Origin of the sequence: Flavobacterium hydrophilum (assembly GCF_003202405.1) — a bacterium.
In the GTDB taxonomy this organism is placed as follows: Bacteria; Bacteroidota; Bacteroidia; order Flavobacteriales; family Flavobacteriaceae; genus Flavobacterium; species Flavobacterium hydrophilum.
Genome location: NZ_QJHL01000002.1, coordinates 629,544 through 645,150 on the forward strand (window position 1 = coordinate 629,544; position 15,607 = coordinate 645,150).

The following is a 15,607-nucleotide window of genomic DNA, read 5'->3' on the forward strand; positions in this document are numbered from 1 at the left end:
CCGTTTCCATCAGGGCTAAAAACGAATTGACAGGTATTTAAAATTTCATAAATATTCAAACTAAAAAACAACCCGACAAAAGTGAAATCTTGTCGGGTTGTTTTTTAGTTTTTAATACCAACCATTACTTTAATTTGATAATTTTCAGGAGTTTTTTTGTTGTTTTCAATACTGCCATCTGCACTCAAATAAGTTAGTAAAATAGTATATTTTGAATTTTCAATTCGCTGCTCAATTTTTTTGCTTGCGTTATAATTGTTTTTAAAACGAGAAGTAGCATTGATGAAATCATTTATTTTTAAAGGGATAGTGTCTTGATTGATTATTAAATCCTGACCGTAATCTGTAGCTTTTGATTTAATAGAATAATTAGTCTTATTAATAATTAAACAGTTTTTGCACTCGTACGGACTGTTTTTATATAAAACGATTATAAAATCATAACCGTGTATGTCAACTATTTCATCAGTATCCTCATAGAAATAATAATTAAAAGAATCGTTAGCCTCATCTTTTCGGTCGTATTGAGATCGATATTCAAAACCTAAGCTTTCCACAATTTTAGTTGACCCGGGATCTTTTTCTTTTTTGTAAAGAGCATCTAATTTTTTATGCGCATATGGAAGCATACTTTCAAAACCATAATTTCTATCTAAAAAGTGAACAATACTGCTCAATTCCTGTTCTTGTTCAAAAGTTAATTTTTTGCCGTCGTATTTTTGAAGATAATTTTCAAATCGGGATAATTGACTGTATTTTGAAACAGAATCAGCACTTTGCGGCCCCACAATAGAAAACAATCCTGCCAGGCACATGCTTATAGGTATGAATTTTATTTTTGGATGTTTTGAAATTAAAAAATAAGCCACAACAACTGTCAGCCAAATTGATAATAAGAAAACATAATATCGTTCGTGTGTAAATCCGTAAAGATTGATTCGGTAGAGAATCGCCCAAAATAATAATGCCAATAAAGGAATTAATAAGAAATAAAACCAGCGATTGAAAGTTCGCATCCACAAATTTCCGTTTTCATTTGCAATGGGATGAATCAGCAAAAAGGAAAGAATTCCGGTAATAGCAAATGCCAAAACAAGATAAGAAACCCAGCCGACTGGTAACGAAAATGTGATTAGAATTTTGGTTTCGTAACAAATTAAAATAGCCAAATAAATACTTATTAATGGCAATAAAATATATTGTGTAAAATTTTTAAGTCCTTTTGGATAGTTTAAACGAAGTGGTAATTCTTTACTATTGGTTTCAGGAACGCCGCTTAAAAAGAAAATAGTATTAAAAATTCCTGCAACGGTAAAAAATAAATACCCATAGATTTTACTGTCAAATTCAACTTTAAATAATTGATCTACAGCTAATATTGCTAATGCTAACCCGCCGTAAAGAACAATGCTGTACAATCCGGAGGTAAGTATTCGTAAAAAAAGCTGTTTGTTAAACTCCCAAAACTCCTCCTGATTATAGGCTTTTGGTGAAAATCCTGAAAACGAAACAAGTAAATGTAAGGCAAGACTGAGCACAAAAAACTGTTGTACTTCTACTTCAGATATTCTAATGGCAAAATTAAATACAAACGTAATTAATAAAGGAGCAAACGCTAAACTGATAAGGTATTGTATGATATTGTTCTTTTGTTTAGCCGCAAAAAACAAACTTACAGACAGAAACCAGACCAGACATAATGAGCAGCTCATAATCGTTTTTTCATAAAACGCTCTGTGAGTGTTGTCGTAATTTAAATCGATAAGAATAATAGCAGAAATGGTTCCAATGATAGCGGTTATGACTTCTAAAGGAAACCTTAGTATAGTTTTTTTCGTCGCATTCAGGACATTATGTAATGAAGGAAATTTGCTCATTTTTTAATCAGTTATTTTGTACTAAGAAAAGCAAATGCCTCCAAATAACCAAATAAAAACCCCGAACTCTAAAGGAATAGATTTCGGGGTAAAATAAGTAAGATTAAAAAATATTAATCGTATATAGCTATGAATTATAGTCCAAATGCAGTTTTTACCTGATCAACAAAATCAAGTTTTTCCCATGTAAACAACTCTACAGTAACTGTTTTTTCGTTTCCTCCGGGAGCAGAAAAAGTTTTAGTTACAGTTTCCGGTTTACGTCCCATGTGTCCGTAAGCAGCAGTTTCACTGTAGATTGGGTTTCTTAATTTTAATCTTTGCTCAATAAAGTAAGGACGCATATCAAAAATAGCTTCTACTTTTTTAGCGATTTCACCGTTAGTTAAGTTTACTTTTGAAGTTCCGTAAGTTTCAATAAAAATCCCCATTGGCTCAGCAACTCCAATTGCGTAAGAAACCTGAACTAAAATTTCGTCCGCAACACCTGCAGCAACTAAGTTTTTAGCGATATGACGCGTTGCATAAGCAGCACTTCTGTCTACTTTACTTGGATCTTTACCAGAGAATGCACCACCACCGTGAGCACCTTTTCCACCGTAAGTATCAACAATAATTTTTCTTCCTGTTAAACCAGTATCTCCATGAGGCCCTCCAATTACGAATTTTCCTGTTGGGTTGATATGGTAGTTGATTTTATCGTTGAATAAATGAGCGTGAGCTGGATTTTTAGCGATAATTCGTGGAATCAAAATCTCAACAATGTCTTTTTTGATTTTAGCCAGCATCGTAGCTTCTTCATCAAAATCATCGTGTTGAGTCGAGATTACAATCGCATCAATACGAGTTGGTTTGTTATCATCACTGTATTCTAAAGTAACCTGAGATTTTGCATCCGGACGTAAATACGTGATTTCTTTGTTTTCACGTCTTAAAATCGCTAACTCCTGCAATAATTTATGAGATAAATCAAGAGCCAAAGGCATGTAGTTGTCAGTTTCGTTAGTTGCGTAACCAAACATCATTCCCTGGTCACCTGCTCCTTGTTCTTCTGGTTTAGCTCTGTCAACACCTTGGTTAATATCTGCAGATTGTTCGTGAATTGCTGATAAAATTCCACAAGAATTCGCTTCAAACATATATTCACTTTTAGTATAACCTATTTTACGGATTACCTCACGTGCAATATTTTGTACATCAAGATACGTATTTGATTTTACTTCTCCGGCCAAAATTACCTGACCAGTTGTAACTAAAGTTTCACATGCTACTTTTGAGTCAGCATCAAATGCCAAAAAGTTGTCAATTAATGCATCCGAAATTTGATCTGCAACTTTATCCGGATGTCCTTCACTCACAGATTCTGACGTAAATAAATAAGCCATAATAATGTATTAAATTAAAATTAAGCGAGAAAATAATTGCTGAAAATGGCTAAAGAAGAGTTTCTGCTTTAGCATTTTTTACTGCCGAAATCAATTTTTCAGCATTCATAATGAATCATTTCATTATGAAGAGGTTGCAATCAGTTCAAATTTTTCCTCTGTATTCGGGTGCAAAAGTACAAAACCATTTTGATTTGCAAATTAAACTTCAGCTTTTTTATTTTTATAAAGAAAAATTTAACATAATATACTATTTTGATAGGGTAATAGAAATTAATTTGCTTTTTATTTGGCTGATTTAAAAATTGTTCGCACATTTGCACTATCAAATAACAGAAAAAAATGAAATTAACAGTTTGCAATATGTCTTGTATGATGCCGGAGCCTTCCGCAGAGACGCTATTGTAGTTAATTTTCAACACATAACATAGAACCTCTGCAGACCGCAGAGGTTTTTTTTTATCCAAAAAAATTGAATCCTTTTTAAGCCAAAACATTAATTAATCAGAAAAAGCAATGAAAAAAAATGTAATAATCGTTTTAAGTTTTTTGACATTTTCAGGTATTTATGCTCAGGAAAATAAAACTGAGCAAGATACTCTAAAGAATAATGAATTATCAGAAGTTACCATTGTAGGATCCAGAAGTAAAAACCGGGTAAAAACAGATGTGCCGGTTCCGGTTGATGTTTTTAATATCTCTGAAATAACAAAAGGAGCCCCTCAAACCAATATCACCCAAATTTTAAATTACGTTGCGCCATCTTTTACCAGTAATGCAACTTCTACTGCTGATGCTACAGATCACGTCGATCCGGCACAATTAAGAGGCTTAGGACCTGATCAGGTTTTAATTTTAGTAAATGGTAAACGCAGACATACAAGTGCTTTGGTAAACATAAACGGATCACCTGGAAGAGGATCTGTTGGTACGGATTTAAATGCAATTCCGTCTTTTGCTATCGAAAGAATCGAAGTTTTAAGAGATGGTGCAGCAGCGCAATACGGTTCTGATGCAATTGCGGGAGTTATCAATATTGTATTAAAAAAGAATGCAAATTATATTTCAGGAAACATTCAATACGGAGCTAATTTATCTTCCGGCTCAAATAATTTTAAAGGTGGAGCCGATGGAGAAACACTACAGGTAGATTTGAATTACGGAACTTCTTTGGGTAAAGAAGGAAGTTTTTTAAATGTCACCGGTAGTGCTTTAACAAGACAGGCAACAAGCAGGGCAGGAATTAGAAGTAACGGTATTTTTAACGCATACAATGCTGTTGAAAACAGAGCAGCGCAAAATGGGGTTCAAATAAATTCACTATTTAGTAATATCAATAACACTCCAAATTCGGCACAAATTATTAGTTCGTTGCAACAGTATGCGCCACAAGTAAGTTATTTTACACCTGCACAGCAAAATGCTATTGCATCTGCAACAACAATCACACAATTGCAGACAGCATTGAATTTTGATGTAACTAATAATGAATTAGCCTATAGAGGTCAGGAAAGACGTAACTATAATATGAGTGTAGGTCAGTCAGAATTGGCTTCCGGACAGGTATATTATAATGCCAAATATCCTTTAACAGAAACTACAGCTCTATATTCTTTTGGAGGGCTATCATATAGAAACGGTCAATCTTATGCTTTTAACAGGCTTCCAAATGGTTCCGGAACTTTCACACAAGTGTATGAAAACGGATTTTTACCTGAAATTGAATCCAAGATTTTAGATGCTTCTGCCGCACTGGGTCTTACAACAGAATTGTTTGGTTTTGATACCGATATCAGTTCAAACCTCGGAACAAATTCTTTTCAATATGATGTTAATAATACAATCAATGCCACTTTAGGAGTAAACACTCCATCTAGCTTTGATGCCGGAAAAGTATCTTTTTTACAAAGTACGACCAATTTGGATTTTAGTAGAAAATATGATGTTCTTGCTGGATTGAATGTCGCCTTTGGAGGAGAATTCAGATATGAAAACTACCAGATTAAAGAAGGTGAAGAAGCTTCTTATGGTTTGTATGATACAAATGGAGATTTAGTCTCAGGGGTTTTACCTGGCAATTCACCATTAATTGTAACAGACTTTTTTGGAAACAAACGTGGTGCCGGAGCGCAGGGATTCTCAGGATTTCAGCCTTCAGATGCTAAAGAAAAAGATCGAAAAAGTGTTGCTGCTTACATAGATTTAGAATTAAATCCTACCGAAAACTGGCTTTTAAACGGGGCTGCACGTTATGAAAATTATTCTGATTTTGGTAATACAGTTACTTTCAAGCTGGCTTCTCTTTTAAAATTAAACGATAATATTAATTGGCGAATTTCCGGGCAAACGGGTTTTAGAGCGCCATCGTTGCAGCAAAAATATTTTGAAGCAAGTTCTACTCAGTTTATTAATGGTCAGCCATTTCAGGTTGGGTATTTTACAAATGATTCTCAGGCGGCAAAAAGTATTGGTGTAGAAAGCTTAAAGCCGGAAACTTCTAAAAGTATTAGTACAGGATTTACATTTAAAATTCCGGATGCCAACATAACCATTGCAACAGACGCTTATTTTACAAGAATCAATGACAGAATAGTTTTAACCGGACAATATGCAAGGCCAACAGATGCGCAGATAGCAGCTGCAACATCTCCGGGACAAGCAGAAGCATTGACATTGTTTCAGGAAGCGTTTGATTTGAAAGGGGTAGAAAGAGCTTCGTTCTGGACAAACGGAATTAACTCAGAAACAAAAGGGATAGATTTGGTGATTTCTCAAAAATACAATGTTATCCCTGATTTCACGATTACAAATGACTTTGCTTTAAGTTATAATGAAACAAAAAGAGTAGGTGGTTTGAATGTTCCTCAATCTATTGTTGACGCTGGTGGAGATCCTTATATATATTCATTTTTTCCGGAGTCAAGCCGAATTTATTTAGAAGAAGCGATTCCTAAACTAAAAGCCAATTTATTGACAACCTTCAATATTAAGAAACTGGATATTTATTTAAGAAACACTTATTTTGGAAGTGTTACAGATCCGGGAGCAACCGACGTAAATTTAGATGGGTTTTCTTCAGTGTATGAACATCCTGAATACAGTGCAAAAATAGTAACTGATCTATCTTTTGGATATCAGGTTAATGAAAAATTTAGACTGACACTTGGAGTTAATAATATAGGGGATGTTTATCCAGACAGAAATAATCCTGCAACTCCGGCATTTACCAATACAACTCCAACTTTATCTCCTGCTCCAAGTACAGATTTGAGTAATGCAAATCAGTTTGCTTATTCCAGAGCAGTCTCACAATTTGGATTAAACGGTCGATTTGGTTTTGCGCGTTTGAGTTTTAAATTTTAATAAAAAGATAAAAAACAAGACATTAGAAATCCATAAATAAAAAACTTATGTTAAATGTTGTTTTTTGATTTGGTAGTTTGAAAAATACATTATATATTTACTCTATAGAATTAATAGAATATAAAAATACAAATTTTAAAGAAATGAAAACAGTAGCAAATAAAATGATGATATGTTGTAAGATGCCGATGTGCATCCCAAATTGCTGCTGCCGAAAGTAAAGATAAATCTTTTGTTATAGTTCCTGACTATAGCCCTTTTGGTAGCCATCCGAAAGGGCTTTTTTTATTTCATTAATTAAAATTAAAATCATGAAAACCATATATAAAATCTTAAAGTCAATTAACCCGAAAAATATCTTTGGAATAATTCAAAATCAAAAAACAAACTTCAGTTTGCAAAAAGGTAAATTATATTCTGAAGAGACAAACTCATTGCTTACCCATATGTATTCCGCTGAAAATGGAAACCTTTTTATTTAAAAGAAACAATTCAAAAAATCAATTCAATAACGATATTAATAATATTTAAAAATTAAGAAATCATGAGCGCACAAAAATTTGCAACAAACGCACTACACGCAGGACACGATGTAACTAAAAACGGTGGAACGAGAGCAGTACCAATTTATCAATCGTCATCGTATGTTTTTAATAATTCAGATCATGCCGCCAATTTATTTGGTTTGGTCGAAGCCGGATTTATTTACACAAGATTAAACAACCCGACTAATGATGTATTAGAACAAAGGCTTGCTTCGCTTGAAGGCGGAATTGCAGCAGTTGTAACAGCTTCAGGAGCAGCAGCAATTTCTACAACTTTATTGACTTTGCTAAAAGCCGGAGATCATATTGTCGCGTCTAATAGTTTATATGGAGGTACCTATAATTTATTAAAAGTGACTTTGCCTCGTTTAGGAATTACAACCACTTTTGTAGATCCTTCAAAAGCAGAAAACTTTACAAAAGCGGCAAAAGAAAATACCAGAGCCTTTTTTGTAGAATCACTTGGGAATCCGAAATTAGATGTGCTGGATTTAAAAGCGATTTCAGCGGAAGCCAAAAACTTTAAAGTACCATTTATTGTAGATAATACTGTAGCAACTCCTTATTTGTTGAATCCAATCGAACATGGGGCAAACATTGTAATTCATTCACTGACTAAATACCTTTCAGGAAACGGAACTTCATTAGGTGGTGTTATTATTGATGCCGGAACTTTTGACTGGTCTAACGGAAAATTTCCTGAATTTACAGAACCTTCTCTGGGGTATCACGGTTTGATTTATTATGAAGCGCTTGGAAATGCAGCCTTTATCGCAAAAGCAAGAATTGAAGGCTTGCGTGATTTTGGGGCAGCATTGAGTCCATTTAATGCTTTTCAGATTATTCAGGGATTGGAAACCTTGCCAATCCGCATTAAAAAGCACAGCGAAAATGCGTTGGCTTTAGCTGAATGGTTAGAGAAACAAGACCAGGTGGTTTGGGTAAATTATCCGGGATTGAAATCAAATAAATATTATGATTTAGCTCAGGAATATCTGCCAGAAGGTCAAAGCGGGGTTATTACTTTTGGTTTACAGGGAGGTTACGAAGCAGCCAAACAAGTTGTTGATGAAACGAAGTTATTCTCACTTTTAGCAAATATTGGAGATACCAAATCACTTATTATTCATCCTGCCAGTACAACGCATCAGCAATTAACTGATGAGGAGCAGCTTGAAACAGGTGTTTCAAAAGATTTAATTCGTCTATCTGTAGGGATTGAAGATATTGAAGATTTAATTGAAGATTTGAGAACAGTTTTTAGCAGTGTTTCAAAATCGCACAACACGGTATTTAATAAAAATTAAGGTTTTTTTGTTTTTTGTTAGAAAATTGCCTTTAGTAATTGGATTTACTAAAGGTGATTTTTTTTTGAATCAAATTTGGATTAAAAATAATTCAAGTGATTGATTTGTAATATGTTCTTTGAAAAACTGATTTATGAAGAGCTAAATATTGAGGAGAATTAGTAAGTTTTAACCTTTATTTCAAACGCTGTAATTTTTGTAAGATGTTTTTAAAGTTAAATTATTGTTTTTTTATTGATTTTGTGCGTTTATATTTGGTAAATTAAAAAAAACTTCGCATATTTGTTAAACCCAAAAACTACGAAAGATATGTTTAATTCCTATAAAATGTTTTGCGCCATTTCGAAAGAAACCGTTGGGGTGTCTATTGCTTAAAAATTGTAAGAACAATATCATTATAGCAAAGCCTCCCAAAATATTTTGAGAGGCTTTTTTAATTATACGACAAAATGCTAGAATTTTTTAAAATAACAAATAAATCACAGATGAACAAGTCCCTACAGATGAACAAGATGTTCAATGTCGCAGCTATTGGCGTATGCGTCTGTTGATTCCAAAAGTATAGTAAGTTAAAACAACTTAAACCCTTTTGGTATTTGAATCCAAAAGGGTTTTTTGTTTTAAAGGACTTAAATAAAACGAGAGAAAAAATTAGATATAAATAAACAAATTAGATATAAATAAACAAACTAAACTGAATATTATGAGCACTTTAAACTACTTGACAAAAACATTTTCTACATTGAAAAACATCAGGGCTAAAAGAAATAACCCGCCGCCAAAAAATGAATTGATACATCCAAGGTTCGGGATTACAGAAACAGAAACGAATATTAAAACTGAAAAGAAAAATCCTGACTCTTTATTGTTTTTGATGTATTCTAAAGAAAATGAAACACTTTTTATTTAAATCAAAAAGTTTTTCAAATAGGTAATTACCTGCTTAATTTTACTGGGCAATTTTGTTCGGTAATTTTTTGCGTACAATAGTTTTTGTTTGTGATATAATTAATAAACAAAAGATTCTCTTCAGATAAATTTGTTTGTTTAAGAAAATAGTAGTTAATTTGCACCGTTAAGTTCAGAAACGTATTGAAATGTTATAAAGAAAGGACGAGGGATTAGACCCGATGAATCCTTAGCAACCCTTCGGTAAAGCGAAGAAGGTGCTGCATTCTACCACGCCCAACGTGGAAAGATAACAAAAGAGTTTTTCTAGTTTCGTTCTAGACTTTCTTTCTAATATTTCCATAATACAAATCAAAAAATATAAAGATTTGAAATTGGAAAGTATACCAAACCCTATCATATTACAAAATTTCACTACCGAAAGTGGTGCCTTATATAATTCAATACCCTTAAGTTTTGCACTTTTTGGTTTACCATTGCACAGTGCCCCAATTATTTTGGTTAATCATGCATTAACAGGAAATGCTCAGGTTACAGGCGAAAATGGCTGGTGGAATGATTTGATTGGTGAGGGAAAAACAATTGACACCAATAAATATTCCGTTTTAGCATTTAATGTTCCGGGTAACGGAAACGATTCTTTTAGTATCGAAAATTATCAGGATTTTACCACCAGGGATGTTGCCCGTATCTTTTTGAATGGAATAGAAACTTTAAAAATTGAACAGCTTTATGCTATTATCGGAGGTTCGGTAGGCGGAGGAATTGCCTGGGAAATGCTGGCATTGGCACCAAACATCACACAACATTTAATTCCTATTGCAACCGACTGGAAATCGACTGACTGGATGATTGCCAATTGTTTTTTACAGGAACAAATCCTGAACAACTCATCAAAACCAATTGAAGATGCCAGGATTCACGCCATGTTATGCTACCGTTCGCCGGAATCATTCAAAGAAAAATTTCAGCGCACTATTAATCAGGATCTTTTGATTTTTAATATAGAAAGCTGGCTGGCGCATCATGGAAATAAATTACAAAAGAGATATCAATTGGCATCTTATAAATTGATGAACCAGTTGCTCAAAACAATAGATATTACCAGAAACGGGGAAGATTTTAAAACTTTAATGCTAAAAACTAAAGCCGATATCCATATTATCGCAATCGATTCAGATTTGTTTTTTACACCAAAAGAAAATCAGGAAACGTTTCAGGAATTAAAAAAGTTCAAGGACAATGTTTTTTACAGCGAAATAAATTCGGTACACGGACATGACGCTTTTTTAATCGAGTACAAACAATTAGATAATTTACTAGCTGCTATTTTTTAGCAGAAAATAATAAAAAGATAAAATGAAAATATTAAAATTTGGAGGTAAATCATTATCAAACGGAGAAGGACTAAACAAAGTGGTCTCTATTATCGCCGAGAAAGTAAATCAGGGCGAAAAAATTGCTGTAGTAGTTTCGGCAAGAGGAAATGCTACAGATGAATTAGAATATATTTTAAAAATTGCAGCTAAAAACGGCGATTACAAACGATTATTGGAAAATTTCAAAACCTATCAGGTTTCAGATTATCCTCAGGTTGATTTGTCTGAAGAGTTTACGATTCTGGATAAACTTTACGAAGGGGTAAGCCTGATTGGTGATTACAGCAATAAAATTAAAGATCAGATTTTATCTAAAGGCGAATTGCTTTCTGCGAAATTATTGACTGCTATTTTAATCGAAAAAGGGATTCCTGCTAATTTCACTGATTCAAGAGAATTGCTGAAAACAGATTCTAAATTTGGTGATGCTCAGCCTTTGGAACAGCTTTCTAAGAAAAACGTTGTCAATTATTTCAAAGAGCATAATGGTTCAACGGTTAATATCATAACTGGTTTCATTGGTTCAAACAACAACAATGATACTACAACATTAGGAAGAAACGGCAGTAATTATACCGCTTCTTTAATTGCTAATTATTTAAATGCAGAAGAATTACAAAACTTTACACACGTTGACGGAATTTATACCGCAAATCCGGATTTAGTTGCGGATGCTAAAAAAATAGAATATTTGTCCTTCAATGAAGCAAATGAATTAGCGAATTTTGGTGCTACTATTTTACACGCCAAAACGATTATTCCTTTATTAGAAAAAAATATTCCGCTTCGAATTTTAAATACGTTCAATCATGAAAACCGCGGAACTTTAATCACTTCTGATACTGCAAAAGAAGGAATAAAAACGCTTTCGGTTCTTGAAAATGTTTCGCTTTTGAATCTTGAAGGTCGTGGATTGCTTGGAAAAGCAGGAGTTGATGCCCGAATATTCAAAGTAATGGGTGATCATAATATTAGTGTAAGTATTATTTCGCAGGGTTCTTCAGAAAGAGGAATTGGACTTGTGGTTGCTACTGATAAAGCGACAACGGCAATGGTTGAATTGGAGAAAGAATTCGAAAATGACTTTTATTCGAAAGACGTAAACCAGATTACAGTAACGGATAATGTTTCGGTTATTTCGATTATTGGACAGGATTTGAGTACTTTCCATAAACCATACACTGCTTTAATCAAAAATAAAATTGTTCCGATATTATTTAACAACACGGTTACGGGTAAAAACGTGAGTTTGGTGGTTAAAAAATCGGAGCTGAATAAAGCGTTAAATGTAATTCATGGTGAGATTTTCGGAGTTTCCAAAAAAATCAATATTGCAATTTTTGGACATGGACTAGTTGGCGGAACTTTGATCAATCAAATTTTAGAGTCTGCTGATGCTATCGAAAAACGTAAGGATATTAAACTGAATGTTTTTGCAATTGCGAATTCTAAAAAGCTGGTATTAAACAAAAACGGTGTGACTTCTGACTGGAAAAATGAAATTCAGAACAAAGGGCTTGATTACACGATTCAGGATATTATTGACTACGCAGACAAATATCATTTAGAAAACTTAATTGCGATTGACAATACGGCAAGTGCTGCATTTGTAGAAAATTATATCAAGCTTGCAGAAAGCAGTTTCGATTTGATTTCTTCGAATAAAGTGGCCAATACGCTTAGCTATGGTTTTTATAAAGAATTAAGAAAAGTTCTGGCTGAAAATCAAAAGAATTATTTATACGAAACCAATGTTGGTGCAGGTTTGCCATTAATTGATACGATAAAGTTACTGCATCTTTCTGGTGAAAATATCACTAAAATAAAAGGAGTTTTCTCAGGAACCTTAAGTTATTTGTTCAATAATTTCTCTGCAAAAGATGTTCCTTTTAGTGAAATTTTACAAGAAGCAATTGATAATGGTTATACGGAACCAGATCCGCGTGAGGATTTATGCGGAAATGATGTGGGAAGAAAATTATTGATTTTGGCAAGAGAATTAGATTTACAGAATGAATTTGAAGAAATTTCAATTCAGAATTTAATCCCGGAACATTTACGAGAAGGGAATGTTTCAGATTTCTTAACGAAATTAAAAGAATTCGATCCGATTTACGACAAAATAAAGGCCGACCAAAAACCAAATCACGTTTTAAGATATATTGGTGAATTGTCTGGAGATTTGCAGAATGACAAAGGAAATCTGGAAGTAAAATTAGTTTCAGTTGCATCAGATACAGCTCTTGGCGGACTAAAAGGCTCTGATTCTTTCTTCGAAATTTACACAGAATCTTACGGAGACAGACCAATCGTAATTCAGGGAGCGGGAGCAGGTTCAGCGGTTACCGCAAGAGGAGTTTTTGGGGATATTTTGAGATTATCTGATAAAGGGTAATTGATTTTTTAGATTCAGATTCAATTCAAGCAGAAAAAACAAAAAACAACAACACAATGAAAATAACATTAGACAGAGTAAATGAAAACTTCCATTTTCAATTAAAAAATGAACGTGGACACATAGTAAATGTAGATGCCAGACCGGAATTCGGAGGTAATGATATGGGACCAAGTCCTATGGAATTAGTGTTGATGGGAGTAGCAGGCTGCAGTGGAATTGACATGATTTCGATTTTAAAAAAACAACGCCAGGAAATTACTTCTTTTAAAGCTGAGGTTGAAGGCGAGCGTGTACAGGTAGGAGAAGCCAAACCATTTAAAGATATTTATGTAGTTTTTTCTTTGGAAGGAAACATAAAAGAAGACAAAGCAGCGAAAGCAGCACAATTATCATTCGAAAAATACTGTTCAGTTTCTAAAACAGTAGAGCCAACTGCAACGATACATTATAAAGTAATTTTGAACGGAGTAGAATTAAATAAATTAGAAAATTAGTCAATTAGAAAATCAGATATTTTTTGATTGGCTATTAATAATGCAAGGTATTTTGCGAAACTCTGTGTTCACTTTTGTGAATCTCTGCGAAATAATTTTTTTTAAACAAAAAACAAAATGAACGAACAAGAATTTGGTTTTGAAACACAAGCCATCAGAACACATTTAGAAAAATCACAATATCAGGAACATTCAACTCCTTTGTATTTATCATCAAGTTTTGTATTTGAAGATGCAGAGGATATGAGAGCGTCTTTTACAGAAGAAAAAGTACGTAATATTTACTCCCGTTTCAGCAACCCGAATACAACTGAGTTTGTGGATAAAGTTTGCGCAATGGAAGGAGCTGAGGCTGGATACGCTTTTGCAACGGGAATGGCAGCTATATATTCGACTTTTGCTGCTTTATTAGATTCAGGTGATCATATTGTTTCTGCCGGAAGTGTTTTTGGATCAACACATGCGTTGTTTATGACTTATTTTCCAAAATGGAATATAGAAACGACCTATTTTGATATCAACAAACCGGAAACTATAGAAGGTTTTATTAAGCCAAATACTAAAATTTTATACGCTGAAACACCTACAAATCCTGGTGTAGATGTGATTGATTTGGAATTGTTAGGACAAATAGCCAAAAAGCACAATCTGATTTTGATTATTGATAACTGTTTTGCAACACCATACATTCAGCAGCCAATTAAATACGGAGCACATATAGTAGTGCATTCTGCTACAAAATTAATGGATGGTCAGGGTCGTGTTTTAGGAGGTGTTGCCGTTGGTGATGCTGAATTGATTCGTAAAATATATTTGTTTTCAAGAAATACTGGTCCGGCAATGTCACCATTTAATGCTTGGGTTTTGTCTAAAAGTTTAGAGACTTTGGCTGTTCGTGTAGACAGACATTGCGAAAATGCTTTAAAAGTTGCTGAGTTTTTGGAAAGCCATCCAAATGTAAACAGTGTGAAATATCCGTTCTTAAAATCACATCCAAAGTATGAAATCGCCAAAAAACAAATGCTTTTAGGTGGTAACATTATTGCATTCGAAATTAAAGGAGGAATTGAAGCAGGGCGTAAATTTTTGGATAAAATTCAATTGTGCTCACTTTCAGCTAATATCGGAGACGTTAAAACGATTGTAACGCATCCGGCATCAACAACACACAGTAAATTGTCTGTTGAAGAAAAATTAGCGGTTGGAATTACGGAAGGTTTAGTACGTGTTTCTGTAGGTTTGGAAACCGTAAAAGATGTAATCGCCGATTTAGAACAGGCGCTTTCTTAAGAAGATATTTTTATAAAAATTTAAAGGGCTATTTGATTATCAATAGCCCTTTTATGTATTATGAGTTTTTGTTTCTAAATTATGGTAAAACCTAAATTACTCATTTTATCAGATTTGTTTGGAGGAGAAAATCCGGATTGGATACAGTATTATATTGATGAATTACAATCTAAATTTGATATTCAGTATTATGATGTTCGTGAATTGGCGAATATTAGCTTAGAATGTATTATCGAATCAGATCTTCACAATCAATTTCTAAATGGAGGAATTGAAAAAGCGGTTAAGAATTTATTGAAAATTGAAAAAGAAGAAACTTTAGTTTTAGGTTTTAGTATTGGAGGATTTATTGCATGGAAAGCGGCTCTAAAAGGTTTGAAAGTTTCGCACTTAATAGCTGTTTCATCTACGAGATTGCGTTTTGAAACTGAGGTACCAAATTGTAAAATCAATTTGTATTTTGGACAGAAAGATGTAAATGTGCCAAATACGGAGTGGTTTTCAGATTTAAATATATCCAGTCATTTTTTTGAAAATCAAGGACATCAATTCTATTTACAAAAAGAGAACGCTTTTATCATTTGTAATAATTTTTTGTAATTTTTTTGTCCAAAAAGTATATTTTTGTTAATAGTGAAAATCAAAAACGAGCTATAAATT

Annotated in this window: 10 protein-coding genes and 1 riboswitch; of the genes, 8 read left to right on the plus strand and 2 right to left on the minus strand. The window is 33.4% G+C overall.

What is annotated here, in order from left to right; genetic code table 11:
- Positions 1-104: 104 nt before the first annotated feature.
- Together DMB68_RS11875 and metK are read right to left on the minus strand one after the other, a co-directional pair.
- Positions 105-1,877: a DUF4153 domain-containing protein gene (locus DMB68_RS11875; RefSeq protein WP_110346871.1), complete on the minus strand. Its 1,773-nt coding sequence runs from the start codon at positions 1,875-1,877 to the stop codon at positions 105-107.
- Between the two features lie 134 nt (positions 1,878-2,011).
- The gene (gene metK / locus DMB68_RS11880; RefSeq protein ID WP_110346872.1) at positions 2,012-3,262 is read right to left on the minus strand and encodes a methionine adenosyltransferase; all 1,251 of its coding nucleotides are present in this window, start codon (positions 3,260-3,262) and stop codon (positions 2,012-2,014) included.
- A 516-nt stretch (positions 3,263-3,778) separates the two neighbouring features.
- Between metK and DMB68_RS11890 the strand changes: the two genes are divergently transcribed.
- From DMB68_RS11890 to DMB68_RS11925, 8 genes are all read left to right on the plus strand, one after another.
- Positions 3,779-6,625, plus strand: coding sequence for a TonB-dependent receptor plug domain-containing protein (locus DMB68_RS11890; RefSeq protein ID WP_110346874.1), 2,847 nt, complete (start codon positions 3,779-3,781; stop codon positions 6,623-6,625).
- Positions 6,626-7,169: 544 nt separating this feature from the next.
- Positions 7,170-8,477: an O-acetylhomoserine aminocarboxypropyltransferase/cysteine synthase family protein gene (locus DMB68_RS11895; protein ID WP_110346875.1), complete on the plus strand. Its 1,308-nt coding sequence runs from the start codon at positions 7,170-7,172 to the stop codon at positions 8,475-8,477.
- 703 nt (positions 8,478-9,180) lie between these two features.
- Positions 9,181-9,387: a hypothetical protein gene (locus DMB68_RS11900; RefSeq protein ID WP_110346876.1), complete on the plus strand. Its 207-nt coding sequence runs from the start codon at positions 9,181-9,183 to the stop codon at positions 9,385-9,387.
- Between the two features lie 187 nt (positions 9,388-9,574).
- Positions 9,575-9,682, plus strand: a riboswitch (SAM riboswitch).
- Positions 9,683-9,760: 78 nt separating this feature from the next.
- Positions 9,761-10,723, plus strand: a complete 963-nt coding sequence (locus tag DMB68_RS11905; protein WP_231131647.1) for an alpha/beta fold hydrolase — start codon at positions 9,761-9,763, stop codon at positions 10,721-10,723.
- Between the two features lie 22 nt (positions 10,724-10,745).
- Complete coding sequence (thrA, locus tag DMB68_RS11910; RefSeq protein WP_110346878.1) at positions 10,746-13,160, plus strand: bifunctional aspartate kinase/homoserine dehydrogenase I; 2,415 nt, start codon at positions 10,746-10,748, stop codon at positions 13,158-13,160.
- 56 nt (positions 13,161-13,216) lie between these two features.
- Positions 13,217-13,657, plus strand: coding sequence for an OsmC family protein (locus DMB68_RS11915; protein WP_110346879.1), 441 nt, complete (start codon positions 13,217-13,219; stop codon positions 13,655-13,657).
- Positions 13,658-13,774: 117 nt separating this feature from the next.
- Positions 13,775-14,947 carry a trans-sulfuration enzyme family protein gene (locus tag DMB68_RS11920; protein WP_110346880.1) on the plus strand — a complete coding sequence of 391 codons (1,173 nt, stop codon included), beginning with the start codon at positions 13,775-13,777 and terminating at the stop codon, positions 14,945-14,947.
- Positions 14,948-15,028: 81 nt separating this feature from the next.
- Positions 15,029-15,547 (plus strand): alpha/beta hydrolase, encoded by a 519-nt coding sequence (locus DMB68_RS11925; RefSeq protein ID WP_110346881.1) that lies wholly within the window; start codon positions 15,029-15,031, stop codon positions 15,545-15,547.
- Positions 15,548-15,607 lie beyond the last annotated feature (60 nt).

Coding starts and splice junctions, on each gene's coding strand:
- DMB68_RS11875 (WP_110346871.1), bottom strand. CDS start 1,877: ATGAGCAAATTTCCTTCATTACATAATGTCCTGAATGCGACGAAAAAA.
- metK (WP_110346872.1), bottom strand. CDS start 3,262: ATGGCTTATTTATTTACGTCAGAATCTGTGAGTGAAGGACATCCGGAT.
- DMB68_RS11890 (WP_110346874.1), top strand. CDS start 3,779: ATGAAAAAAAATGTAATAATCGTTTTAAGTTTTTTGACATTTTCAGGT.
- DMB68_RS11895 (WP_110346875.1), top strand. CDS start 7,170: ATGAGCGCACAAAAATTTGCAACAAACGCACTACACGCAGGACACGAT.
- DMB68_RS11900 (WP_110346876.1), top strand. CDS start 9,181: ATGAGCACTTTAAACTACTTGACAAAAACATTTTCTACATTGAAAAAC.
- thrA (WP_110346878.1), top strand. CDS start 10,746: ATGAAAATATTAAAATTTGGAGGTAAATCATTATCAAACGGAGAAGGA.
- DMB68_RS11915 (WP_110346879.1), top strand. CDS start 13,217: ATGAAAATAACATTAGACAGAGTAAATGAAAACTTCCATTTTCAATTA.
- DMB68_RS11920 (WP_110346880.1), top strand. CDS start 13,775: ATGAACGAACAAGAATTTGGTTTTGAAACACAAGCCATCAGAACACAT.
- DMB68_RS11925 (WP_110346881.1), top strand. CDS start 15,029: ATGGTAAAACCTAAATTACTCATTTTATCAGATTTGTTTGGAGGAGAA.